This window comes from Serratia sp. LTN-2, assembly GCF_059740205.1.
On the sequence record NZ_JCAXDO010000001.1, the window covers coordinates 271,771 to 296,153 of the forward strand.

Below are 24,383 nucleotides of genomic sequence, written 5' to 3' on the forward strand. Positions count from 1 at the left end.
CAAGGCGATGAGCTGTGCAAACAACGAATTGGGCATTTTGGCCCGCAGAAAAATCGAAGCGGAGATCATCAAACCGATCTACCAGATCCTGGTGCGTGAAATCGGCAAGGCGCGCGCTCAGGCGGTGATCGGCGAAGCCATCGAGAATGCCGCCATCGCGGCGGGCAAGCAGTTCGCCGCTCAGGAGCCGAACGGCGCGGATCTGCGCAGCTTCGCCGCCTTGCAGTACCTGTGGGAAAAAGACGATGCGCTGCGCGTCGATGTGATCAACCAGGACGAACAGCACTTCGACTATAACGTCACCCGCTGCCGCTACGCCGAGATGTATCACGAGATGGGGCTGGGGGAAATCGGCCACCTGCTCTCCTGCGCGCGCGACAGCCAGTTTATCGTCGGCTATGCCCCGGAAGTCGAGCTGCAGCGCAGCCAAACCATCATGTCCGGTGCCCCCTGCTGCGATTTCCGCTACACCGCCAAAACGCCGGGAGAAGAACAATGACGTATCGGGTCAACGGCGAGCGCCTGTGGCAAAGCCTGCACGCGATGGCACAGTTCGGCGCCATCGCCGACAACGGCGTCACCCGTCTGGCGCTCAGCGAAGAGGACCGACGGGCGCGCGACCAGCTGCGTCTCTGGGCGCTGGAGGCCGGTTGCAGCGTGCGCGTCGATCGGATGGGCAACATGTTCCTGCGCCGCGAAGGCTCGCGGCCCGAGCTGGCACCGGTGGTCACCGGTTCTCACGGCGACTCGCAGCCCCGCGGTGGTCGTTTCGACGGCATCTACGGCGTGCTGGCCGGGTTGGAGGTTATTCGCAGCCTTAACGATCGGCAGATCGTCACCGAACGCGCAATTGAAGTGATCAACTGGACCAACGAAGAAGGCGCGCGCTTCGCGCCGGCGATGATCGCCTCCGGGGTGTTCGCCGGGGTATTCGATCTCGAGTTCGGCCTGTCGCGCCGCGACGAGCATGGCGTCAGCCTCGGCGAGGCGCTGGAACGCATCGGCTACGCCGGTGAGCATCCGGTGGGCGGCATACCGATCCACGCCGCCTTCGAGCTGCACATCGAACAGGGGCCGATTCTGGAAGCCGAGCACCTCGACATCGGCGTGGTGACCGCCGCACAAGGGCAGCGCTGGTACGAGCTGGAAGTCGTCGGCTTCAGCGCCCATGCCGGCACCACGCCGATGGATCGCCGCCGCGACGCCCTGCTGGGCTTCACCGAGCTGGTGACGGCGGTCAACGGTATCGGCTGGGATTTCGCGCCCGACGCGCGCGCCACGGTGGGCATGGCGCAAATCACCCCCAATTCACGCAACGTGGTGCCGGGCCGGGTCTTTTTCAGCGTCGAATTCCGTCATCCAGAGGAAGCAACCCTGGAGCAGATGGAGCAGCGCCTGCTGGCAGCGGTAAACCACGTCAACGGCGGCGGCCTGACCGCTCGCGCCGAACGCATCTTTCAGTATCCTCCGATCGCTTTCGATCGGGGCTGCATCGACAGCGTACGCCACGCCGCGCAAGCGTTGGGCTATCGCCATCGCGACATGATTTCCGGCGCCGGCCACGACGCCTGTTACCTTAACCGCGTCGCCCCGACCGCCATGATTTTCATCCCCTGCGTGGACGGCATCAGCCACAACGAGCGGGAAGATATCACCCCCGCCTGGGCCGCCGCCGGCGCCGACGTGTTGCTCAACGCCCTGCTGGCGCACGCCGACGCCTGATCCTCGCCCCGGTTTGGTGCCGGGGCAAAAAATATTCAACAAAACGGTTGAATATTAGCCTTCCTGATCTATATTCAACCATATGGTTGAATTATCTTCCTCTCAGCTGGACGCCATTTTTCATGCGCTGGCCGATCCGACCCGCCGCTCGATGTTGCGCGCGCTGGCCGGCGGCGAGCGCAGCATCGGCGAACTGGCCGCGCCGTTGCAGATGTCGTTCGCCGGCGCCTCCAAGCACGTGAAAGCACTGGAACATGCGGGCCTGGTGCAACGCACCGTGCAGGGAAGAAACCATATCTGCCGGCTCGAACCCGAGCCTATGGCGCAGGCCATGCAATGGCTGCAAACCTATGAACATTTCTGGACTGAACGGCTGGATGCGCTCGAACAAGCGCTGCAGCAGCCCGAACAGCTTCCTCCCAAGGAGTGAACCATGAATGATTACGGCATGATTATCGAACCCGGCACGCTGCGCATCCAGCGGCTGCTGCCCGGCCCCATCGAACGGGTGTGGGCCTACCTGACCGAATCCGACAAGCGCGCCACCTGGCTGGCGGCCGGTGCCATGAAGTTGGAAAACGGCGCGCCGCTGGAGCTGGAGTTTCGCAACTCCGATCTGGCGGGCGAGCACGAACAACCGCCGGCCAAGTACAAACAGCACGGCGGCTGCGTCAGCAACCGCGGCCACATCACCTGCCTGTTCCCGCCGCGCCTGTTAAGCTTTACCTGGGCGGAACAGGATCAAGGGCGTCCTTCCGAAGTGACCTTTGAACTGACGGAGCAAGGAAACGCAGTGCTGCTGACGGTGACCCACCGGCGGTTGGCTAACCGCGACGAAATGCTCAGCGTCGCCGGCGGCTGGCATACCCATCTGGATATCCTGCTGGATCGCCTGCACGATCGCGCGCCGCAACCATTCTGGAGCACCCATGCCCGGCTGGAAGAAGAGTACCGCGCCCGCCTGTAATTAGCTCTCGTCCCTGCGCCTGAACGCCAGATAGCCGGCGATCAGCGTGAAACTGCCGACCAGCAACACCAGCAGGATAAACCCGTGGTGATTGCTGGCCAGCGGGATCCCCCCGACGTTCATGCCGAAGAAACCGGCGACAATATTGATCGGCAGCGCCAGCACGGTGATCACCGTCAGGGTATAGAGCGTGCGGTTATTCTGCTCCATCAGCTTGGCGCCCAGCTCTTCCTGCAGCAGCCGGATGCGTTCGGTCAAACTGGCGAGATCGTTCAACACCACGGTGAACTCTTCGGTGAACTGCCGCAGATCCTGCACCACCTCACGGCTCAGCCAAGTCGGTGGCCGGTTCAAGAGGCGAAACAACGCAGCCGGCTCCGGCGCCAACAGGCGCTGAAAGCGCAACAGCATGCGGCGCATGCGCCCCAGCTCGGTGCGGTTGCGCTTGACGCGGTGAGTCAGCAAACGATCCTCGATGGTATCGACATACTGGTTGGCCTGCCGCACCACCTGCTCCAACACCTCCTCCTGCTCTTCCAGCAGATGCGCCAGCAGTTCGGTTGACGACGCCAGCTGCAGCGTCGTCAGGCGGCCAAGCAGCCTTTCGATCAGCCGCACCGGTTTGTGACGCACGGTCACCACCAGCCCGCGGCAGCAATACAGCCACAGCGTCGCCGTTTCCGGGTTGCTGTCCTCGGGGTGAAAGATCACGTCGTTGAGCACGGCGAACAGATCGTCCCCCTGGCGTTCAATGCGTGTGGTGTGGGATCCGTGGCGAATTTCGTGAAAGAAAAAATCGGAAATGGCGAAATGGTTTTTCAGCCACTTCTCCGCCGCCGCGTGATTGAGATTCAGGTGCAGCCAAACAAAACCGTCGCCGGGCGGCAATGTCTGATAGGCCTGACAAACCTGCTGCGAGTTAAGACGCGCCGGCGGTTTGCCGGAGCGAAATAGGTGGCCGTAGATCAACCCGGTCACTTCATCATCGAAATCCAGCTTGTGCATCTTTTCCGTTAACCTTTGCGCCATCACGCCCTTTCCTGCCTATTGCCGTTAACCCAAAACGTCACCCGCTGTTATAGCAATCTTTATCTGCCAACGTTAATGATTTTCAGTGTTCCTGATGATTAATATTTTCGTCATAAAAACGTCATTTACATTCAAAATAGTTTCCACTTCTGGCCCGTTCAGCGCCGGCACAATGGCGAAATGAATATAGCGACTGATACCCTCCATCATGCAAGACACATTCATTTAAGGAACACGAACAATAAGGAGATAGCGACAATGAACAAGTTTATTATCGGAGGATGGAGCCAGTCTCTGACTGGCCAGCCCCGCAAAGCGTTCGATGTCATGATGTATGGCATGGTGACCAACCTTGATGGATTGACCACAGGCACAGCCGCTCATCCAGGCTGGAGCCCGGAAAAGCAAAATAAACCCGATACTCTTCCCGGTTTCAAAGGAAAGACGCTCTGGGTTTATGGCGGCGGCGGATGCTCCCCGCAGCAAAAGCCGGCAAATGAGGATGACGTGTTGCGGATCGTCGCGGCCACGGTAGACCGGGGCTGGGATGGCGTCGATTTTGATGACGAATGCAATATGAACACCGAGCGGGTCATCGAAGCCATGAAACGGCTAAAAGAGGCTCGAAAAGAGGCCAGCTTCGGTTTTATTGCCGGTTATTCTTACAACCACCCCAATACGGAAAGCGGCAAAAAGCTCAACGAGAAAGTCAAAAAAATCATTCGGTCAGACCAATGCGATCGCTTTATCCATTACTGTTATGCCGCGGCGATGTGGAGCAATGACGATATTCTCGCGAATGTAGTCCCGGCATTAAGGCAATCGTTGGCAAACGGCGCCGAGAATAAAAAGTGCATTCTGGCCCTGACGACCAGAGGATTGACCGACTGGAATTTAAATTATTTCATCGATCAGATACTGGACTTTAACCTTGGCGGATTATTTATTTGGAATTACGCTAACCTGACGGATGAACATTATAAAATCATCACGGACAGATTGGGTCATTAGCAAACCCGACCCGTCATCGCCTGAAAAGCGGCCGCATTCGCGGTCGCTTTTCAGATAAAGCATGCGCTATTCAATAAACCCCAGCTTGAACTGCGCCTTACCCGCCAGCGAGGTCAATTCAGGCGCCTCCGGGTAGCGAGTCAGAAGCGGGAAAAATACGGCGCCGCCGATAATGCTGCGGCTTTTTGAATCCGCCGGGCGCAAGCCCCAGATATTCTGGTATGTCATCGGCACAAGCTGGCCGTCAACCAGCGCATTGCCAATATACAGCATGATATGGCCAGGGATGTACACCAGCGTGATGAACGGCTTACCGTGCTCTTTGAGATAGCGCAACCGGTCACGGGTGTTCGCTTGAGCAAGATCAACCACCCGGTTTGCCGCCTGTATCTGCGCGGCGGAATTTCTGGGAAGAAATATCCCAAAAGGCATCAACAGGCTGCGCAGTTCGGCGGAGCAGTCATTATTGAAGTTAGAGTTCCCCCAACCATAGGGCCTGCCGTTCATCGACTGCATCAGGGTGGCAAGATGCTCAGGCGTCATTTCCCACGGCATGGCGGCAAACTCCCCTGCCGGCAAAACGACCCGGCGCATCTGTGCGTGGCCATCCGCTCGGCGAACCGGCACGGCGACGACAAAATGTCCCTGACGATGCCGGTAAAATGGCAACATCGTGCCGTGGCGCGCCGTAAAATAAAATTGGCCGCCGGCTTGCACCGAGACCGGCTGTTTAATGAATGCCCCCAGATTTTTCTCCGCCAGCGCCAGCCATTCGGTGACAAACTGCCGATCCACCGCCGCGATGTCTTCGCTATGCACCCATCCGATCACCGTAGGCGACGCGACGTAGTTCCAGCGTTTATCGCGGCTTTGCGTAATAACGTATACCGGCGTACCGGGACGGATAGATGAATCCTGCAAATTATCAAACGGATAACCCTGTCCAGCCAGGCGAGGATCGTCATAAGCCGGATCGGCCGTCGGCAGGATCCTGACCAGCGTTTCCCGGACTGCAATGCCCCTGCCCGCAGGATGAAACTCCTTATCCATGTCGGCCGACACGTTATCTCTGACTTGCTGTTTCCAGCGGTCAGTGTGAGTCCTGAAGTTTTCCCCCCAGGAGACACTTTCACTTCCCAGGTATTTATCCATTGCGGCATCACGGCGGCTTTGCGCTTCACGGTTCAGGACGGAAGCGATGTAATGCGGATTCCAGGGGGATTGATCATTCGGCCCCATGCCAAAATAGTGGGATTTGAGGGCGGAGAAATGGCGCTGCTGCGCGGCGGCATCCATCACGGGCACCTGCCGTTGCGGGCCATAGGGGATCCATTTATCGACAGATTGCGAGTAGTTACCCAGCGGGAATAGCGATTTGGTCGCATCGATAGGGGTTGTCGCTACGGCGTCTTGAGGTGGCTCTCTGACCGGCGCACTATGGCAGGCCGACAGCAACAGAAGCATCATCAATACAAAGGGTTTTATTCCATTAGGCATTTTTTATCATCTCCGTGACAGGTGAAAATTTCTTCTTCATCCTGACCAGAAGTGATTGCAAATGATACTCAATAACACTATCGATTGACGCCCGGTTGAGGAACAAAACGCAAAAGCAAGCCCGCCCGCTTGCTCCTGCGCCCTCACATTCTCACCACGCCAACAGACGTTCCAGCGCCGCCGCCGGCCCTTTACGGCCGATAAGCGCCGCCCGATGCCAGATAGAGCCGCTGTCGCTCACCCACTGCTCGCTTACCCACTGGCGCCGGGCCAGGCTGCGCAGCGCCTGGATGCTGTCGACGGTGTTATACACCAGCCAGGCGCCGAACAATACGCCGGCCAAGGCGATCCACAGATTAACCGTTGCCGCCAGCTGCGCGATCAACAACAGCAACAGCGCCATCTGCAGTAAGGTTTTAGCGGTGAAAGCGCACAGAAAGAAGGTCCGCATCCGGTTTTCCAGCGCAAAACAGGGGTTGGTTAACACCTGGCGGGTTTCCTGTACCGGAATGCCTTGCACATAGACCATCCATTGCGAAGCCCGCCGGGGATTCATCGCCACGCCCTTTTCCGCCAGCTGGTGTAACCGCATCGAAACGGCCACCGGCCAGACGAGCGCGAGCAGCAGGCAATAGAAGAACGCCGCACTGACGCCGCACACGCCCAATCCGATCGCGGCCAGCACCGCCAGCAGAGCCTTGCCGGAGTAAAACCAAAACGGCACCACTTGGTAATTCATAAAGTTCCCTTTTAAGTCCATTAACCAGTCCGATAGATTACTCCCTTATCAAGGCGTTAAACGCGAGGGAACAAAAAATTTTTGCTGTTGCGCAGAACGCGATCGGCCCCTCTATCCTGCGCCGCCAAACCTGCTACCCTGCGCCTTTTGATTTTTGACAGGAGTCTTCCATGCGCCAACGCATCATTGTCTGCCCGCTGATTGAAAACGATAACGCCTTCCTGCTGTGTAAAATGGCCGCCCACAAAGGCGTATTTCCCGGCCAATGGGCGCTGTCCGGCGGCGGCGTCGAACCAGGTGAGCAGATAGAACAGGCGCTGCGGCGCGAAGTGAGCGAAGAGCTGGGCACCGCGCTGATCCTCGAGCGCATCACGCCCTGGACCTTCCGCGACGACGTGCGCATCAAAACCTACGCCGACGGCAGCCAGGAACAGATCTATATGATTTACCTGATCTTCGACTGCCAGGCCGCCAACCGCGAAGTGACGATTAACGATGAGTTCGACGACTACGCCTGGGTGCCGCGCGAACGCCTGGGGGAGTACGATCTGAATGAGGCCACCCGTTTTACCCTGCAGCAACGCGGGCTGTTATAGTTTTCGTTGACGGTTTGTATAAGTACCGCCCTATTTTCTTCACATTTGCCGGTCAGACTCTTGTGATATTTTTTAATCACTTAGGGTCATTATTGCCGCCGTTATGCTCTTATTTAACCTTTCTCTCCGCTTTCCCGCCCGGCGCTTCGGCGCCGCTGTCCTGTTCAGCCTGCTGTCCGTTCTGACCACCGCGCACGCCGCCGCGCCGCTGGCGCTGCATGCCAAATCGGTGCTGGTCGTCAATCAGCGCACCGGGAAAACGCTGTATCAGAAACAGCCTAACCGCGTCCTCCCCATTGCTTCGCTCACTAAACTGATGACCGCGATGGTCACCCTGGACAGCAAACGCCCGCTGGGCAACAGGATGAGAGTCACCCCTGCCGATCGCGATCTGCTGAAAAAAACCCATTCGCGGTTGACCATCGGCTCGGTGCTCAGCCGCCGCGACATGCTGCACATCGCCCTGATGTCTTCGGAAAACCGCGCCGCTGCGGCGCTGAGCCGCAACTATCCCGGCGGTCGCAGAGCCTTTGTGGCGAAAATGAACCAGAAAGCGCGCGCCATCGGCATGAAGCGCGCCCGCTTCTACGACCCGACCGGGCTGACGCCGCGTAATGTCGCGACCGCCCGCGATCTGCTGCAGATGGTCAACCACGCCTATCGCTATCAGACCATCCGCCGTTTCAGCACCGACAGGCAGCGCGTCGTCTTTCCTGGCCGCGGCCAGCTGGTCTATCGCAGTTCCAACGGTCTGATCAACAACGCCGCCTGGAAGATTCAGCTGCAGAAAACCGGGTTTACCAACGAGGCGGGCCACTGTCTGGTGATGCGCACCACCATCAAGGGGCAGCCGATTGTGATGATCCTGCTCGGCGCACGCTCGCCTTACGGCCATTACAGCGACGCCATTCGCCTGAAGGCCTGGCTGGAGAGATAACACCATGGCGCTTTACCGCTTTGCGCATATACAAATTCGTTTTGGATCAATGGAATATCCTATCGCCAATCAGTATTAAGCCCCGCGTCGTCCGCATGGTATTTGTCAGGCATATCTGATGAGGAAAGGAGCGGGAAAATGGCTTATGCCTTGAGCATATTGGAAAAGAGTCCGATCGCCGACGGGGAAAGCGCCGCGCAGGCGCTGGCGCGCACGCTGCATCTGGCGCAGCAGGCGGAACGCTGGGGATATCGCCGCTTCTGGCTGGCGGAGCACCACAACACGCCGCAGCTCGCCTGCCCGTCGCCGGAAGTGCTGATCGGCTACCTGCTCGGCCAGACGTCGCGCATCCGCATCGGTTCCGGCGGCGTGATGCTGCAGCACTACAGCGCTTACAAGGTGGCCGAAAATTTCAATCTGCTGGCGGCGCTGGCGCCGGGGCGCGTCGATCTCGGGGTGGGCAAAGCGCCCGGCGGGCTGCCGCTCGCCACTCAGGCGCTGCAGGCCGCCCATGACCGGCAAAACAAACCGGCCTTCCCGCAGCAGCTGTCGCAGTTGACCGCCTATCTGAACGACGACGCGGAGCCGGGGCTGAGCGCCACGCCGTTGCCGCCGCATGCCGCCCAGCGCTTTCTGCTCGGCGCCAGCAAAGAGAGCGCAACGCTGGCGGCTGAAGCCGGCTGGGCTTTCGTGTTCGCCGCGCATCTAAACGGCAATCCGCAGGACATCCGCGAAGCGCTGGCACATTACACCGCCCTGAGCGGCGGCCGCAAGGCGTTGCTCGCCGTGGCGGCGATCGCGGCGCACAGCGCGGAACAGGCCGCGGCGCTGGCGGCGGATATTCAGCAATACCGCGTCCACGTTGCCGGTGAGCAGAGCGTGACCGTCGGCAGCCTGGCGCAGGCGGAGAGCTTCGTGCAGCAGGCCGGCGCCGCCGACTACCGCATCGAGCCGCGAGAAAGCCATATCCTGCTCGGCACGGCGCAGCAGGTCCATCAGCAACTGGCCCAGCTGCAGCAGCGCTACGGCGTGGAGGAGTTCATCATCGACACGCCGATCGGCGAGCCGGCCGCTCGATTAGCCTCCCTGCAGCTGTTGGCGGAAGAGAGCCTGACGCCGGCCTAGTTGATCGCCGCCCCCGCCCGCATGGCTTCGGACAGATCCTGCGCCAGCGGCGCCAGCTGCGCCGGCGTGACATTGGCCAGACTGACGCGGAGCGCAGGATCGCTCTTCAGGCGGAAAGGTTCCCCACCCTGCACCAGCCACCCCCGCTGCGCCATCAGCTGCGCGGCGGCGGTTTCCGACCGCACCGGCAACCACAGATGCAGCCCTTCGCCCACCGCCAGCGCCGTGTGATTTAACGCGTTGAGCCGCCGGACCAGTTCATCCCGCCTGGCCTGATATGCCTGCTGCGCCCGCCGCAATTGCCCTTCCTGCAGCGCCTGTCCCCACAGTCTGGCGGCAATCTGCTGCAAGATATGGCTAACCCAGCGTTCGCTGATGTACTGATCGGCGCGCATTGCCTGCAGCAACGTCGGGTTGCCGCAGGCCAACGCCATGCGCAGATCCGGGCTGAGAAACTTGCTGAGCGACAGCACGTACAGACCGCGATCGTCGTCGAACGGCAGATGCAGCGGCTGGTGCGACAGCGGCCCCCAGAAATCGTCGACGATCGCCAAACACTGCGGGTTGTCGCTCAGAAAACGCCGCCACTGCTGGGCGCGCTGCGCCGAGAGCGAAGCGCCGGTCGGATTGTGGGCGCGCGGCGTCAGGATCACCGCGCCCGCGGTGCCGCTTTCCGGCAGCCGACAGCCCTGATCGTCCACCGCCAACGGCAGCGGCCGCAGGCGCAGGTGACGCAGCAGCGTCAATAGCGGCGGCCAGCAGGGATCTTCTACCCACACCGCCGCTCCCGGTTGGACATGACAGCGCAGCGCCTTTTCCATCGCGTCCAGCGCGCCGGAAAACACCGCCGGCTCCCCCAGCTCGACGCCCTGACGGCTCAGCCATTCGCGCCCCAGACCGGTCAATACCGGCAGATCGCCGCTGATGTCATAGCCGTTTTGCTGCGGGAACACCTCCGCCACGCCCAGCGCCAGCGCCGGCAACAGCGCGGCGTCCAGGTTGCCGCTGGCCAGATCGCACATGCCCGCAGGCACCTGACGTGGCGCATAGGCCGAACTCACCGCAGCCAGCGGCGGCTCCAGCACCAGCGTCCCCGCCCGGCCGCGCGTCGCCACCAGACCGGCGTCGCGCAATCTGGCGTAGGCGCTGGCGACGGTATTCGGATTGACCTCCAGCTCCGCCGCCAGCTGGCGAACCGGCGGCAACAGATCGCCCGGCCGCAAGACGCCGTCTTTGATGCGTGCGGCGATCTGCTCGGCAATCTGGACAGCGCCGCCGCCTTTTGCATACAATGAAGTCATACATAAATCCTTTTGTACTAGGTCAAACAAGATTAGCAGCTTCTGCGGACAAAAGTAAGGGGTTCCATGGATAAACATTACGTGCTCGACATTCAGTATGCAGGAAAAGCCTTCGCCCGCCTGCAGATGTTCACCCCCTGGGCAGCCGATCAGCTGGAGCAGGCCTGCGCGCTGTTCCCGGCCGCACAGGGTTATCAGGTGCGGCTCAGCCAGGTCAGCGAGCGCCGCATCGTCTACCAGAGCGGCGCGCAGGGCATCACTGTGCTGGGCGAGTCGCTGGCGCTGACCCCGTTCACTCAGGCTAGCGAGGTTAAACAATGAAAAAAGCCGTTGCCATTCGGCACGTCAATTTTGAAAACCTGGGCAGCCTCGGCTCTCTGCTGTCGCTGCGCGGCTATCAGATCGACTATTACGATGCCGGCCGCGATGATATTCGTGGTATCAATAATGAAGAAACCGATCTGTTGGTGGTGCTGGGCGGGCCGATCAGCGCCGCCCAGCACTTTTCCGGCGCCCTGCGCTATGACTTTCTCGATCATGAGTTAACGCTGGTCAAACAGCGTCTGGCGCAGCGGCGACCGACCCTCGGAGTGTGTCTCGGCGCACAGGTGATCGCCCAGGCGCTGGGCGCTGAGGTGATCTCGCTCGGCGTGAAAGAGATCGGCTTCGCCCCGCTGACCGCGGCGACGGAGGATTCAGTACTGGCGCCGCTGGCCGATACGCCGGTGCTGCACTGGCACGGCGATATGTTCATGATCCCGGACGGCGCCCGCTGCCTGGCCGGCACGGCGCTTTGCCCGCATCAGGCCTTCGACTATCAGGGCTTCGCGCTCGGTCTGCAGTTTCACCTGGAAGCCGATCATCGCGATCTCGAACGCTGGCTGATTGGCCATGCCTGCGAGCTGGAACTGGCCGGCATCGCGCCCCAGAGCCTGCGTGAACAGGCGGCGCGCCACGGCGCACAGCTGGAACAGCGCGCACGGCAGGTGTTCGCGCGCTGGCTGGATAATAACGAACTCAGGATGTAACCCATGCAACAGATTTCACCCTTGCGGTCACCGTCCATCGACGCGATCAGCATACAATCTCAGGTGGTTTACGGCAGCGTCGGCAACGGTATCGCCTACCGCGCTCTGCTGAAAAAGGGGCTGGAGGCGCTGCAGGTGCCCAGCGTGTTGTTCGGCTGCCCGCCCTATTACGGCAAACCGCACGGCGGCGTCATCTCCGGTGAATGGTTTGGCGGCTTCCTCGACGATCTGATTGTCCGCGGCGTGATGCAGCGCTGCCGGGCGGTGATCGTCGGCTACCTGGGCGACGTCATGCAGTGCCATATTCTGGCCAACTGGCTGCAGCGGGTGCGCGCCCTCAATCCGCAGATAAAAATCTATATCGATCCGGTGATGGGCGACTACGGTGAAGGGATCTACGTGGATGAACGCATCGTCAACAGCTATCGCTCGCCGTTTCTGCGGCTGGCCGACGGCCTGACGCCGAACGGTTTCGAACTGGAGCAACTGTGCGGCCGGCGACTGAACAGCCGGGAGCAGACGCAACACGCCGCGCAGGCATTGTTGAACGACACCACCGAATGGGTGCTGGTCACCAGTGCACCAGGCGTAGCGCAGCACGAAGACGAAGTGGGATTGATGCTGGTCACCCGGAATGAAACGCAGTGCTTTACCCATCCGAAGGTCAAATCGGCGGTCAAAGGGACTGGCGATCTGTTTACCGCGTTGCTGGTCAGCCATCTGCTGCACGGCGCCGAACTCGGCGCGGCAGTGGTCGCCGCCGCCGGCGAAGTGTGCGACGTGCTGGCCGAAGCGGCGCAGTTCGGTTGGGAAGAGATCGGCAGCCTGCGGGTGTTAACCTAGCGCGTGAACAGGGGCAGCCTGCTGCCCCGCCTCTCCCGTCTTGACTTTTCACCATGACGATAATTCCGCTGCGCACTTTATTTATTGCCCGTCAATGATGCGCACAGTAATGATAAATTAGTGCACTATATATAAAAGATTAAACAGCTAATGATTAGAATAATTAAAATCCATAACCACACTCAACGTATTGATTTATTGAAATTAAAAAAAACATAAAATAAAATCGCGAAAAACATTCTGTTTTTTTGATTTTTTAAACTATTTACCCCTTTTTACAACGCCGTGATTTTATTGATTATCTGTCACATAAAAATAAATACTTAATTTATTTTTATGTATGTGTTGATTTTTCAAGCGCCATTGCTATTGTTGAATGTGAGTAAAACGCGGCGACAAAGCGATTCACCATCTCCTTTTTATACCATCCAGCGTATAAGGATCTGACTATGCCTATTAAAAAATACGTCATTCTTGATAGCGCGCCAAAAGCTGTCGGCAATTCCGATTTTATTTTATTAGGCCTAAAGAATGAAGGTTTTGCCAGAGGATGTCCGATGTTATTTGGCGGTACTGCCGATGCTAAAGACGGCCCGGTCGATGGAAAAAACTTTGCGTTAAATGTAATAAAAAGAGAAACCTGGGAAGAAACCAATCAGAATATCGGCGTGGAACAGGTGGTAAGATATCAGGTTTACCCCAATGACATCAGCGTTTATACCAGTAAAGACTTCACCTTCACCGGGAAAGTAGCCATTGGCGGTGAGTTCGCCTGGATTAGGAAAGTCAGCAAAGGTAAAATCAAAGCTTATTTTAAAAACAAACCCACTGCCACCAAAGACATGTTCGCCCAGGAACTTTACGCAATGACGTTGGATGTCGATATTGAACCCACCGATGCGGAATTCGAACAGTATTTATCTTCAGATTGCCTAAGCGCTATTTACGCTTACTGCAAAGAAACCTGCAAATAATCCCTAATGAAAGCGATGCGCACGCCATAAAAGTGGCGTGCCCCCCTGGCAATGCCATTAATTTATTGGTGCCGACATTATGCTCACAAAAGATTATACGTCAGATGAGAAACGCATCGTAAAAAACGTTATCGACCGGTATGAAAACAGCGGCGTATTTCTGATTGAGCCTGGTGATCCGACTCTCGTTCAATTTTATGATATCCAACTCAAGCTGGCCGGCGTTACCCCAGCGGCGGCGCCGCAGTTCACCCGCCTCTGGCAGCAAACAAAAAGCGCCAGGCAGGTGTCCGGCCGGCTGGGCGAGGCCGACAGCAACGGCGTCCAACCGGTCTACAGCATTGTCAGGCTGGACTCCACTGACGGCAGGCATTACCAAACCGACGCCATCGGTTCGCTGCCGGTCAAGGCGACCAATGTCACCCAGACGCTTGGCCTGTTTAACGGCAGCGCCGATAACGTCGGCAATGTGTCCTATAAAAGCGACTATGTTTACACCTCGGACTGCACCATCGGCGCCAGCGGCGATTACCCACAGAGCCAAACCAGCGGCGATTTTCCGGTCACGGTAATCTACACCTTTGCGCAAACGGTCGGTCAGCAAACCGTTTACGGCGCTGAAATCGTCACGACGCAAAGCTATCCCAAAGAAATACGCAATGACTCCCCCAGAAATCTGTATAACCAGCAGATGATAAAGATCTGCCTGACCCGCGACGACGGCGATTGCGATTATCGCACCAGTTACGATCAGGACGGCACGGTTAAAGTGCCCATCAAGGGCAACATCACTTATTTTGGCAAGATAGACCTCAATAACGGCCAGGCGGTCAATGCCACCAACACCATATATCTGATTCGCACCCGCGCCGGCGGCGATCCCATTACCCCACTCGGCGGTTATAATATCTTCAACTCACCGGCGACCAGAATCAATGGCGATAACATCTCCTGGGATCTCAATTGGCTAAAATTCAATCGCGTAGATTTTGAATCCGGCGAACAGGTTTATTATGTTTTTAAAATCACGCTCAATGTGGAAGGCCGCAGCATCGCCGCATTTATTACCAATGCGCCCAAGGATATCGATCCCGATCGCCGCATGCTCAACACGGTGCAAATCAAGCCGATGCAGATTATTTACGGCTGCCTGGCGGCAGACACATTAATTACCCTGCAGGACGGCACAGAAAAAACCATCGATGCCATCGAACCCAACGACTTTGTGCTATGCGGCAACCATCACCCGAGAAGGGTTGAAAATATCACCACCGGGCAAGAGCAGAATTATATCGAGATAACGGCGCAGGGCGACGACGGACAACTATTTGGCATCACGGCCAGTATGGGGCACCCTTTCGTCACGGCAAACGGCATACTGACAGCCCGTGAGTTAACGACGGGCATGCGCCTGAAAACATTACACGGGGAGTGTGAAATCACCGCCGTTTTAAATAAATCCGGTGAACTGCAGGTTTATAACCTGCAATTGAGCGCCGACCTGCCCTTGCAAAAAATACAGTGCAGCGTCAATACCTTTTACGCTAACGGCGTGCTGGTCGGCGACGCACTGGTGCAGCATCTTTATGAGGATGAATATCATCAACGCCCTCAGAATATCCTGCAGGCGCTGCCGGCCGAATGGCATACGGATTTCCACAATATGAACAGCAGAACGGGAAAATAAAATTATGTATGAGGGCCGTCCTGACTTTCAACACATTATGATTTTTGATAATCACCGCTTCGTCGCCGCCTATTTGCAAGACGACGCATATTATTTATACCCGGATGCGCTCAGCATTTTGGCCGCCGATCCCTTGGCCTTTTCGTTGGATATTGTCCGCAGCTACAGCACCGAAAGCCTGTATGGCTGGCTGAATTTCACCACGCAGCTGCAGTTCGCCGGCGAACAGAGCCTGAACGCCTTCAAACAGCAGTACCCGGATTGTGCGGTGAAAGCCCTGCCCGTTTTGCCAGGCAGCCTGGGGTTTGACGTGCCTATCGATTATCACAGCGACCTGTACGGGCAGCATTACGACGCCACCTGGTATACGGCGCAGGATATTCAATTTATCATTTTACTCAATGCGCAGAGCACGCAGCTGATCGAACGTACCCTGCTCGACGACACGCTGGGCTTCAACGCGCGCATGGATGGCTTCGTCGAAGGCGTATCACCGCGCCTGGCCTATATGGCGGAGTGCGATGCGCGCGCCCTTATCCTGGCGCTGGCGGCCGGAGTGGACGGCGCACACCCGACGGATGACGGCGGGATCGCGTTTCCCTACGACGGGTTGACGATTTACCTGAGCCGCAATCTCTCCCGCCTGCCGCTGGAAATCAGTCCGCCGCTGCCGGTGAACGATCCCGCCGGCGATCTGCTGTTCAGCCAGACGTTGCTCGACCGGCTATACAATCTGTACGGTGCGCCTTATGCCGGCCCTGCCGCCAGTAACGTCGCGCAAATCCGTCTGACACCGCCACCGAGCAGCGGGCGGACTCGTGTTGACCTGGCCGCAATCGCGCTGGCCCAGCGGCCGCTTTGTTTTATTTTGGATCCGTTTGCCGCCGCGCAGCAGATTGCCAAAGTGTCACCCGACACCATCATCCACCGTACCACCACTCCGCCGCTGCCGTCGGGAGAGCGAGAGATCAACGTCTTTTACGCTTATCCGCTGGGCTTGCAGGCCGGTGTCTCGATCGATATACAGCTGACCGTGCCGCCCGGCAATCTCTATCCTATCGAACAAACGCAAACCCAGGCGCTGCAGCCCGACCGCTCCTGGCTCACGTTCAAGTTCCGCAACAGCGCGCTGAACGCGCAGCCCTTTTTTTACCAGCTGCGCGTGAACTACCCGCATGACGGCGTCTATCGCACGCTGCCGGGCGAACGTCAGCCAAGCGAAGAAGACCAACTGCTGTTGGACTATACCGCCTTACCCTGCCGATTCCTGACGCTCAATATCGACCCGGGGTTCGCGCAGCAAAGCCGGCTTGGCGGCATTTACCACTCCGCCGACTGGCGTCAGACGCTGGCGTTAACCGCCTCGGCACCCTATTTCAGCGCGCCAGTCCTGGATGAAAATACCTTTGCTGAGGTGACGGCCTATTCGCTGTCAGGCACCGGCGCCGTCTCACTGCCTGCGCCGATCGCGCAAAGCGCCACCATCGGCGCCTACAGCTTCCCGCAGTTTGGCGCGCAGCAGGCGACGATCACCGTTCAGCTACCGCCGCAGTCGCTGAGCGCCACGCTGACCTTCCAGCCGCAAGATAGCGAGCGCACCAGCGAGCGCACTTTCACGCATTCGCAGCCGAGCTTCGTCTACAAATGGAACGTCACCTCCATTTACGCCGCCGGCTTTCGTTATAAACCCCCCGCAGGCTCCTGGTCGCCCTATGTGACCGGCGACCAAACGATCGATATTAAGGGTGATACACCATGACCGATGAATTGGATCCACAACGTACGTTGCAAGACTTCTTTCTCCTCGATCGCGCGCTGGCGTTTCACGATCAAACGCGCCCCAGCGGCTATTACACCTACGGCAGCTATACGCCGCAGGTGGTGCAGGAGACGCCGGCCGGCAAGATCAGCTCGCTGCATCTGCTGACCAGCCCCGGCGGTGGTCTGGCGACCTTCATTGCGCCGAATCTGCCGGTCGACAGGGCGGCGATCGAGGACTATATCCGCCGCCATTTCGTCCCAGTGCCGCAAACCATCACCCTGGAGCAGGAAGAGATTCAGCAATCGCTGTGGCTGCACTTCGCACAGCGGCCTGCCGCCGCCGCTTACAGCGTCGAATTCGAGCAGTCCAAAATGGCGCTGACCCATGAAGAGGCAGCCCGGTTGGCCAGCGCCATCCAGGGCACCCAAGATCAGGTCTATTTTCTCACCCGCAGCCGCTTCAGCGTCGGCAGCCGCGTCAGCGCCAGTTTGCAGGCCGATTGGGTGGCGTTTGTCACTCTGGCCTTCAACGAGCAGGCGCGCCAACCTGAAGCGATCGCCAAACTGCTGAACCAGCAGATCGACGCCGGCGTCGTCATTCTGCAAGCGGAGTACGACAACGCCCCTTCGCTGCAGACGCAAGAACGCGTTCGCCAGGCGCTGGTGAATACCGCCTCGCTGCTGATCGCCAACACGCTGCGCAATATCTCCTCGCCGGAGCAGATCCCCAACAAACTGAATTACCAAATCGAATACGACGACACCGTGCCACAGCGCTACCTGTTGGAACAGCAACGAGACATCGCCGGGCTGCTGAGCCAACTGCCGGTCGACGGCATCATCTCCTTTACCGCCACGCCCCTGCCGGAGCCCAGCAGACCGGACAAGCCCATCGAGCCTCAACGCTGCACCGTCAGCCTGGGGTTTGAGCCGAAAGGCTTCAATATCATGGCGATCGAGCTGCGCTGGGCGGATCAGCTGACCCCGATGGCGTGGCCCAATTTTCCGCCGGTGACGCTGGAAACCACAACGGCGGCGAGCGACATCGCGCTCAAGGTGACATTCGCCGATTACACCAGTTTCGAGAGCCGGCTGGCGTGGCAGGACGCCATCGCGCTGACGCCGCAAGATTTGGGTTTCTACAGCCTGCTGTTCGACGCCGAGCATCTCAGAACCGAATTCAAGACGATCTCCGGCAGCGCCAGCTATATCCCGGCGGGCCAGGGCAAAAAACAGAATTTCACCTTCGCCTTTCCCGCCGCGCAATGGCAAGCCAACTGGTGGATCAACGCCCACGCCGCCGGCCTCAACGGCCGGGTGGACTATCGCTGGCAAGGGAAAACGGCGGCGCTATTCCCCAAAAACTACGACTCCGGCCCGCTACAGGCCACCACCGGCCCGATCAAACTGCAATACACCAAGTGATACCAACAAGAGGACCGCCCTATGTTAACCACCGCTTTGCAGCAATCGATAAAGATCGACGTCACCGAATATTTGGGCATCAAGGAATACGCATACACCTGCTACGGCGACAGCGAGAGCAAGGATATCTTCTACGTGGTGCCGGAAATCCCGGTGTTTGCCAAACGGGACGCCGACACCCCCAGCTTCATGTTCTACAAATACCGCAGTGAAGATACGCAAGGCGGTTACGCGCAATTCACCGTGCAGCTGCCGCAGCCGAATGCGGAAATGAAAGACCGCATCCGCCTGCAGCTGTATGACGGCCTCGGCAAGCAAAACGGGCCATTGGATAAAAAATCCCAGCTGATTGTCGCCTACATCAAGGCGAAACAGGCCTATGAAGCCGACCCGGAAAACAACGCCAAGAAGACCGCGATGGACCAGGCGCAGAAGAATACCGGGTTGAGCGACGAACAGCTCAACCGGTTTGTCGCGCTCTACGACAGCAGCAAAGGCGACGATCAGTTCCTCAGAGAGCTGATGCCGGCGGACGCCGCGAAAATCGAACTGATGCAACCGCGCTACACCTCGGCGCAGGCCATGCTGATCCTCGACGGCAACGATAAATTCTATCGCCAGATCCCAACGCCGCTGTCCCCCTCCGGCCTCGGCGACAACAATACCGTGTTCAGCCTGTCGCTGACCGGGGAAGGCGCCACGCTGTTTGAGCAGGTGCTGAAAGGCACCGATAAAAACTCCAGCGTCGGCGTGCGCTTCGACCTCTCACTGGATGCCTCCATGTCGGCAGCCAAGGTGATCGTCACCTACAACAGCGAGCAGGCCAAGTCCGTAGCGCAAACCATCAACCGTCACACCTGGTCAGCCGACGAGAAAAAAATCGAGCAGGAGTTTTACTCCAAAGAGGCGATCAAGGTAGATGTGCAGATCGGGCTGACGGCGGCGGAGATGGGCATGGAACCCGCCGCCTATGATAAATGGAAGGAGAGTCTGCGGAACTGGGGGCAACAGCAGGTCGAACAGATCCTGAGCAGCCAAACCGGCATCGACATGAGTCTCAATTTGCTGAACGACGCCGACGGTTTCGACAAATTCGAGTCCAAAATCTCGCAAACGCAGAGCTTCACCCGCGAGTATGAAGAGAACGCCGTGGTGTCCTCCACCATTTACCCGCAAACGCAGCTGCCGTCGATACGCTCAATCGTCGGCGAAGCCGATTTGGATCAGTACTTCAAAGAGTACGACCTCCACGACCCGTTCTATCAGTACATTCAACCGGAATTCTTCGTCACCGAAGACCTGGCGAAGTATGACATCGCCAATATCGTGGTCACCGCGATATACGATAACGATCTCAAGAGCACGCTGACCTTTACCCCGACAGATTCGGGGCCGAAAAAAACCGACAAGTGGTTTATCAAACCCGAGCTCGGCCGCGCCTACCATTACCATTACACCGTCAACTTCACCGGCATGCAGGCCAGGCCTTACCAGTCTGGCGAGATCCAGGTCAAAGACGACCTGGTGGTCACCATCAACGCGGCGCAAAGCGGCATCGTTTATGCCGATATCTCCACCCTGCTCGATCCGCTGGGCTGGGCGGTCTTCAGCCAGGTGGTCATCAAAACCCAATATGAAGACAAAGAGCACAGTGTGCCGCTCAAGCAATACACCCAGGTGGTCAGCGACAAAAACCCACCGGTGCCGTTTATTTATCCGATCGGCACCAACGTGGACAAGCCGCTCTATTACTCAGCCGACTACTATGCGCTGGACGGCGACAGCCTGACCTATCTGCCGCCGGGGGTGGAAACCAACCCGCAGCTGCCCGGCTATGGCGAAACGCGCGCCAATCAGATCCTGATCGCCAACGCCCTGCCGAAACAGCAGAAATACACCATCATCTTCAAACCGTCGCAAAAAGACGTCTCGCTGATCACCTTCGAGATGACGGTGAACTACCCGAAATGGGACTTCTCGCAAACGCTGCCTATTGCGTTAACCGAGTTCGATACCAAGTCGCTCACCCAATACCTGACATTCAACATGATGCAGCAAGGCAACGAGGTGGAGATCAGCTACACCGCCACGGTCTATTACGGTGATAACCAGGAGAAAACCGTCGGCAAACCGGTCACCGGTGCCAGCACCATCGTGGTCGTGACCTTCTGACGGCCGATTCCGCCGGGGCAAGCCCGCCTTGCTCCGGCCCCCTCTCCGATGACGTGGGATTGCCGCCATGAACGATCAGGTAATCATGCAGGACATCTGTTTTATTCGGGCGGATCCGGATAGACCCGTCTATTACTACTGTGCCGCCGCGCCGAGCGTGCAGGTCGCCGAGGGCGATCGGCCCGACGTTCAACTGCAAATTTTCAGAAACCTCAACCAACCGGACGATCTCTACTACGCCACGTTGTCGCTGCAGACTCAGCTGGCCAGTACGCCCGCGGCGGCGCAGCGCGCCGCCAACGCCAGCCCGGACATCCCGCGCGATGCGATCTTATTGCCGCTGCAGGCGATCGCCTGCAGCGCGACGCTGAATATTCCCGGTCTGATCCCCGGGCAGACCAACAAAACCTCGCTGAGCGACCAGCAATACTGTTATCTGTCCGCCAAATTGAACGACGACGATGACATCCTGCTGCTGGCAAGCCTGATGCGCACGCCGGCCTCGACGCCGATCGCCGTCAGTTACAAAATCGACTATCTGCAGCAGCTGCCGCCGGCCACCTTCGAACTGGAAGCCAACTGGGACCAGGTGTATCGATATCTGCAGCGCGCTATCGGCTTTAACCTGCTGATTTTTTCCGTCGGCATCGAGCAGACCTCGGCCCAGTTGATCAGCGAAAAAATCGTCACCGTCAAGGTCAAGGATACCGATCCCGACGGCCATCTGGCGCAGGCCGCCGCCGAGCTGACGCAGATCCTCACCAGCCAGTTCTTCACGCCGGTTATCGCCAACGAACCGCAGCAGACCAGCCCCAAAGCCGGTTTCTATCTGCAACAAGTCTCGATTGAGAACATCGACCAGCGCCGCCTCAGCGGCAAGATCAGCGAAACCACCGTCGTGCAGCGCTCGCTCTATCCGCAGGCCCTGTTCGCCCAGCTGGTCGCTGGCACGGACTATCAGGCCGACAGCGCGATCGTCAAACGCGACCTGCAGGATGACTTTTTCGCCTACCGCGAGGTACAAGTCAGCCTGCTGTCGGAGACGCTGGATGCCAATATCCTGCTGGTGACGGCACGGTTGCGCTATGGCTTAAACAGCCGCCAGCTGAAATTTACCCGCGACGATCTCGGCCCCAAACGCTTTAAGGAGCCCAGCCTGATCGACCCGAAAACGGGAAAAATGCTGTGGCCGGTCGAGTATGACTTCACCGTGTATTTCAACCAGTCGATAGGCGGCGTGACTTCGGTCAGCTCCGGCAGCCTGCAGACGGAGATGAGCGAGGTCTTTCTCGACATCGAGTCGCTCTATGGCCGTTATGATTTCGCGATCGAAGCGGCGCAGCAGTTCGACTGGCAGCGCTATCAATCCGTGCTGGTCACGCTGCGCTACCGCCACCGCCAACAGCCGAACAGCAGCGTGTCACGCAGCTTCCAGCTTGACCCTGCCACCCCGCGGGCCCACTGCCCGGTCATGCTGCCGGAGCCCGGCGAGTATCAGTTCGAGGTGAACAAAGCTTACAGCGCCGCCGTCAACTCGCCACATCTCTCCGCCGATCTGCAAGAGCCGACCGGCCAGGACGTGTACCTGTTCTCCACCCTCTATCACCAGCGCGAGCTGACGCTGTCGGCCGACATGGACTGGCGCCAGGTGGAAATGGTCATCGTGTCCGCCAGCTACGCCTGCACGCCGACGGAGACCTTACAGCAGGTGTTTCAATTTACCGAATCCGACGCCGCCCCCCAACGTTTCAGCGCCGATCAGCTCGATCCGGCGCAGCTGACCGTCGATCTGGATATCTGGTTTACCTATCAGCCGGGCGCGGGCGGCGATCGGCCCGAAAACGTGCAGTGTTCGACCGACACCAACGCGATTGACCTCGCCAACCTCAGTTAATAAGGAAACGTCATGTTATTACTCAGAGCCAAAACCGCCACCATCAACAACATCACCTTCTTCGCCGACGATTCAGACGAAAACCAGTTCTGGTATCTGCCCGGGGACATTCATATCGCGCAGAAGTCGGGCGAACCGGTATTCTCGCTGATCAAATACACCGGCGACGCCAGCGACCCGCAAGGGGGTTACATCAACTTCGAGGTCAATACGGCGATCGACGAAGCGGTGCTCAACAGCGCCTTCAACGACTACCTGCGTAAACTGAAAGTTGATCCCAAAAACGCCCGCAAGGCCCAGGTGCCGTACGATAAAGGCACGGTGAACTTCTTCGTGCTCGACGCGGGCGCCACCAACGGCGAGCTGATCAGCGCCCCTTGCCCAAGCCTGTTCGGTAACAACAGCGCCATCTTCAGCGCCAAACTGACGCCGTCTCAGGCGGTGATCCTCGAGGCCGCATTCACTCAGGCCAAGGCGCCGGCCGCCGTCGCCTATAACCTCAGTTTCACCGGCATCACGCCGGCGCTGAAGGTCGAGGTCACCGCACAGTTCGAAAGCATCTACAAAGAGTTCGATCTGAAATTCGGCGCCAACATCCCCATCCCGGTGGAGACGCCCGCCAGTTTCTGGCTGGGCTTCGACAGCGTCATTAAAAAACTGCAGCAGGATCAGAAACTGGTGATCAAGGTCACCGAAAGCATGCCGGGCGACGAAGAGGCCAAAGAAAAAGAGTGGGCGCTGCAGTTCGTCAAGGAGGAGATCCTGAAAAGCTTCTTCAGCGCCACGCTCAAACCGAACGATGACAGCAACCCGCAGGCGAAATCCGCCAGTGACGCCATCCTGGACTCGCTGATCGCCAGCGACAAGAAAGAAGGCGAAGAAGCCGGCAAAGGCGGCCTGTTCCCCAGCGCTTCGCTGGAGATCAAGCTGGTGCGCATCGAAGAAACCAAGAGCCTGAACTTCAACTACACCTCGTCGAAAGCGCTTAGCCAGTCTGCGGTGCCGCAAAACTTTATCGGCAGCGATATCCTGCATGCCCAGAAGACCGCGCCTTACTTCATTCAGGTCAATGTCAACGATCCGTTCTTCCAACAGCTCGACCTGAGCGTATTGGGGCCGGACAGCTTCGAAGAGTACGGCATCAAGGCGGCCACGTTCAGCATCCGTTACAACGGCCAGGTTTACACCGGCGCGCCGTTCACCAACGATGACGGCACCTGGACCAAGCGCATCGCCCGCAGCAGCGACAAGAACGAGCTGTTCCAAATCACCAGCGAATTCGCCTTCAAGTCCGCCGCCGCCTCCGGCTGGGAAGGCAGCAGCAGCTACCAGCCGCAATCCAGATCGGCCTCGACCCTGCTGAATATGGATCCCGGCTCTGTACTGACGTTCAACGAAATCAGCATTTTCCTCGATCGCACGTTCTCGTGGGACAACTGTAATCAGGTGCTGGTAGAGCTGAGTTATCAGGATGACAAAGGCAGCCGCAAGAGCAAGAAATACCCCTTCACCTACGATAAGCACGATAGCCAAACCTTCAAGTACCGTTGCCTGACGGAGAAACCTTGGACGATCGCTTACAAGCTCATTTACTTCCTGGTCGGGGGCGAAACCGTCGAACGCGAAGGCAGCGAGAACCCGCCGGCCATCGTCATCTCCAATCTGGTTTAGGTGA

23 protein-coding genes are annotated in these 24,383 nt (G+C 58.4%); 18 read left to right on the top strand and 5 right to left on the bottom strand.

The genetic code is table 11. The features are described from left to right. Positions 1-7 precede the first annotated feature (7 nt). From AC6BYQ_RS01225 to AC6BYQ_RS01240, 4 genes are all read left to right on the top strand, one after another. The gene (locus tag AC6BYQ_RS01225; RefSeq protein ID WP_154746251.1) at positions 8-499 is read left to right on the top strand and encodes an L-2-amino-thiazoline-4-carboxylic acid hydrolase; all 492 of its coding nucleotides are present in this window, start codon (positions 8-10) and stop codon (positions 497-499) included. Next, the gene (locus AC6BYQ_RS01230) at positions 496-1,722 is read left to right on the top strand and encodes a Zn-dependent hydrolase (protein ID WP_498056159.1); all 1,227 of its coding nucleotides are present in this window, start codon (positions 496-498) and stop codon (positions 1,720-1,722) included. The genes AC6BYQ_RS01225 and AC6BYQ_RS01230 overlap by 4 nt, the downstream gene beginning before the upstream one ends. 82 nt (positions 1,723-1,804) lie before the next feature. Continuing rightward, positions 1,805-2,152: an ArsR/SmtB family transcription factor gene (locus tag AC6BYQ_RS01235; protein ID WP_019455447.1), complete on the top strand. Its 348-nt coding sequence runs from the start codon at positions 1,805-1,807 to the stop codon at positions 2,150-2,152. Positions 2,153-2,155: 3 nt separating this feature from the next. Then, positions 2,156-2,689 carry an SRPBCC family protein gene (locus AC6BYQ_RS01240; protein WP_016927616.1) on the top strand — a complete coding sequence of 178 codons (534 nt, stop codon included), beginning with the start codon at positions 2,156-2,158 and terminating at the stop codon, positions 2,687-2,689. On the opposite strand, the gene AC6BYQ_RS01245 is transcribed toward AC6BYQ_RS01240, so the two are convergent. Then, positions 2,690-3,718, bottom strand: coding sequence for a transporter (locus tag AC6BYQ_RS01245; RefSeq protein ID WP_025159767.1), 1,029 nt, complete (start codon positions 3,716-3,718; stop codon positions 2,690-2,692). It lies immediately after the preceding gene. A 258-nt stretch (positions 3,719-3,976) separates the two neighbouring features. Between AC6BYQ_RS01245 and AC6BYQ_RS01250 the strand changes: the two genes are divergently transcribed. Beyond that, the gene (locus tag AC6BYQ_RS01250) at positions 3,977-4,729 is read left to right on the top strand and encodes a hypothetical protein (RefSeq protein WP_498056160.1); all 753 of its coding nucleotides are present in this window, start codon (positions 3,977-3,979) and stop codon (positions 4,727-4,729) included. A 66-nt stretch (positions 4,730-4,795) separates the two neighbouring features. Here AC6BYQ_RS01250 and AC6BYQ_RS01255 read toward each other — a convergent pair whose 3' ends face one another. Together AC6BYQ_RS01255 and AC6BYQ_RS01260 are read right to left on the bottom strand one after the other, a co-directional pair. Then, positions 4,796-6,226 carry an SH3 domain-containing C40 family peptidase gene (locus tag AC6BYQ_RS01255; protein ID WP_498056161.1) on the bottom strand — a complete coding sequence of 477 codons (1,431 nt, stop codon included), beginning with the start codon at positions 6,224-6,226 and terminating at the stop codon, positions 4,796-4,798. 151 nt (positions 6,227-6,377) lie between these two features. Further along, positions 6,378-6,965, bottom strand: coding sequence for a hypothetical protein (locus AC6BYQ_RS01260; RefSeq protein WP_046898269.1), 588 nt, complete (start codon positions 6,963-6,965; stop codon positions 6,378-6,380). A 170-nt stretch (positions 6,966-7,135) separates the two neighbouring features. On the opposite strand from AC6BYQ_RS01260, the gene nudI reads away from it, so the two are divergent. The 3 genes from nudI to AC6BYQ_RS01275 all read left to right on the top strand — a co-directional run bounded on the left by nudI (position 7,136) and on the right by AC6BYQ_RS01275 (position 9,623). Next, a complete protein-coding gene (nudI, locus tag AC6BYQ_RS01265; RefSeq protein WP_074054144.1) occupies positions 7,136-7,561 on the top strand; it encodes a nucleoside triphosphatase NudI in 426 nt (141 codons plus the stop codon). A 103-nt stretch (positions 7,562-7,664) separates the two neighbouring features. Continuing rightward, entirely contained in the window at positions 7,665-8,498 is an 834-nt protein-coding gene (gene pbpG / locus AC6BYQ_RS01270; protein ID WP_498056162.1) for a serine hydrolase family protein, read from the top strand. A gap of 138 nt (positions 8,499-8,636) precedes the next feature. Then, positions 8,637-9,623 (top strand): MsnO8 family LLM class oxidoreductase, encoded by a 987-nt coding sequence (locus AC6BYQ_RS01275; RefSeq protein ID WP_019455455.1) that lies wholly within the window; start codon positions 8,637-8,639, stop codon positions 9,621-9,623. Here AC6BYQ_RS01275 and AC6BYQ_RS01280 read toward each other — a convergent pair. Next, complete coding sequence (locus AC6BYQ_RS01280) at positions 9,620-10,924, bottom strand: aminotransferase class I/II-fold pyridoxal phosphate-dependent enzyme (protein ID WP_498056163.1); 1,305 nt, start codon at positions 10,922-10,924, stop codon at positions 9,620-9,622. The genes AC6BYQ_RS01275 and AC6BYQ_RS01280 overlap by 4 nt on opposite strands. Before the next feature lie 66 nt (positions 10,925-10,990). Here AC6BYQ_RS01280 and AC6BYQ_RS01285 point away from each other — a divergent pair, with 66 nt between their 5' ends. The 4 genes from AC6BYQ_RS01285 (at position 10,991) to AC6BYQ_RS01300 (ending at position 13,769) form a co-directional block, all read left to right on the top strand. Continuing rightward, complete coding sequence (locus AC6BYQ_RS01285; protein WP_063919530.1) at positions 10,991-11,245, top strand: hypothetical protein; 255 nt, start codon at positions 10,991-10,993, stop codon at positions 11,243-11,245. Beyond that, positions 11,242-11,952: a glutamine amidotransferase gene (locus AC6BYQ_RS01290; RefSeq protein ID WP_498056164.1), complete on the top strand. Its 711-nt coding sequence runs from the start codon at positions 11,242-11,244 to the stop codon at positions 11,950-11,952. The genes AC6BYQ_RS01285 and AC6BYQ_RS01290 overlap by 4 nt, the downstream gene beginning before the upstream one ends. A 3-nt stretch (positions 11,953-11,955) precedes the next feature. Then, positions 11,956-12,795 carry a pyridoxal kinase gene (gene pdxY / locus AC6BYQ_RS01295; RefSeq protein ID WP_498056165.1) on the top strand — a complete coding sequence of 280 codons (840 nt, stop codon included), beginning with the start codon at positions 11,956-11,958 and terminating at the stop codon, positions 12,793-12,795. A 449-nt stretch (positions 12,796-13,244) separates the two neighbouring features. After that, positions 13,245-13,769, top strand: coding sequence for an NUDIX hydrolase (locus AC6BYQ_RS01300; protein ID WP_063919533.1), 525 nt, complete (start codon positions 13,245-13,247; stop codon positions 13,767-13,769). Positions 13,770-13,869: 100 nt separating this feature from the next. Here the strand turns inward: AC6BYQ_RS01300 and AC6BYQ_RS01305 are convergent, their stop codons facing one another. Further along, positions 13,870-14,142, bottom strand: coding sequence for a hypothetical protein (locus AC6BYQ_RS01305; protein ID WP_498056166.1), 273 nt, complete (start codon positions 14,140-14,142; stop codon positions 13,870-13,872). Between the two features lie 96 nt (positions 14,143-14,238). Here AC6BYQ_RS01305 and AC6BYQ_RS01310 point away from each other — a divergent pair, with 96 nt between their 5' ends. From AC6BYQ_RS01310 to AC6BYQ_RS01335, 6 genes are all read left to right on the top strand, one after another. Continuing rightward, a complete protein-coding gene (locus tag AC6BYQ_RS01310) occupies positions 14,239-15,456 on the top strand; it encodes a Hint domain-containing protein (protein WP_498056167.1) in 1,218 nt (405 codons plus the stop codon). 37 nt (positions 15,457-15,493) lie between these two features. Beyond that, on the top strand, positions 15,494-17,215 hold the full coding sequence (locus AC6BYQ_RS01315) for a hypothetical protein (protein ID WP_498056168.1): 1,722 nt from the start codon (positions 15,494-15,496) through the stop codon (positions 17,213-17,215). Beyond that, positions 17,212-18,642 carry a hypothetical protein gene (locus AC6BYQ_RS01320; RefSeq protein ID WP_498056169.1) on the top strand — a complete coding sequence of 477 codons (1,431 nt, stop codon included), beginning with the start codon at positions 17,212-17,214 and terminating at the stop codon, positions 18,640-18,642. The genes AC6BYQ_RS01315 and AC6BYQ_RS01320 overlap by 4 nt, the downstream gene beginning before the upstream one ends. Before the next feature lie 21 nt (positions 18,643-18,663). After that, positions 18,664-20,814 (top strand): hypothetical protein, encoded by a 2,151-nt coding sequence (locus AC6BYQ_RS01325; protein WP_498056170.1) that lies wholly within the window; start codon positions 18,664-18,666, stop codon positions 20,812-20,814. A 67-nt stretch (positions 20,815-20,881) separates the two neighbouring features. Further along, positions 20,882-22,708: a hypothetical protein gene (locus AC6BYQ_RS01330; RefSeq protein ID WP_498056171.1), complete on the top strand. Its 1,827-nt coding sequence runs from the start codon at positions 20,882-20,884 to the stop codon at positions 22,706-22,708. Between the two features lie 12 nt (positions 22,709-22,720). Then, positions 22,721-24,379, top strand: coding sequence for a hypothetical protein (locus AC6BYQ_RS01335; protein ID WP_019452612.1), 1,659 nt, complete (start codon positions 22,721-22,723; stop codon positions 24,377-24,379). The last annotated feature ends 4 nt before the right edge of the window (positions 24,380-24,383 follow it).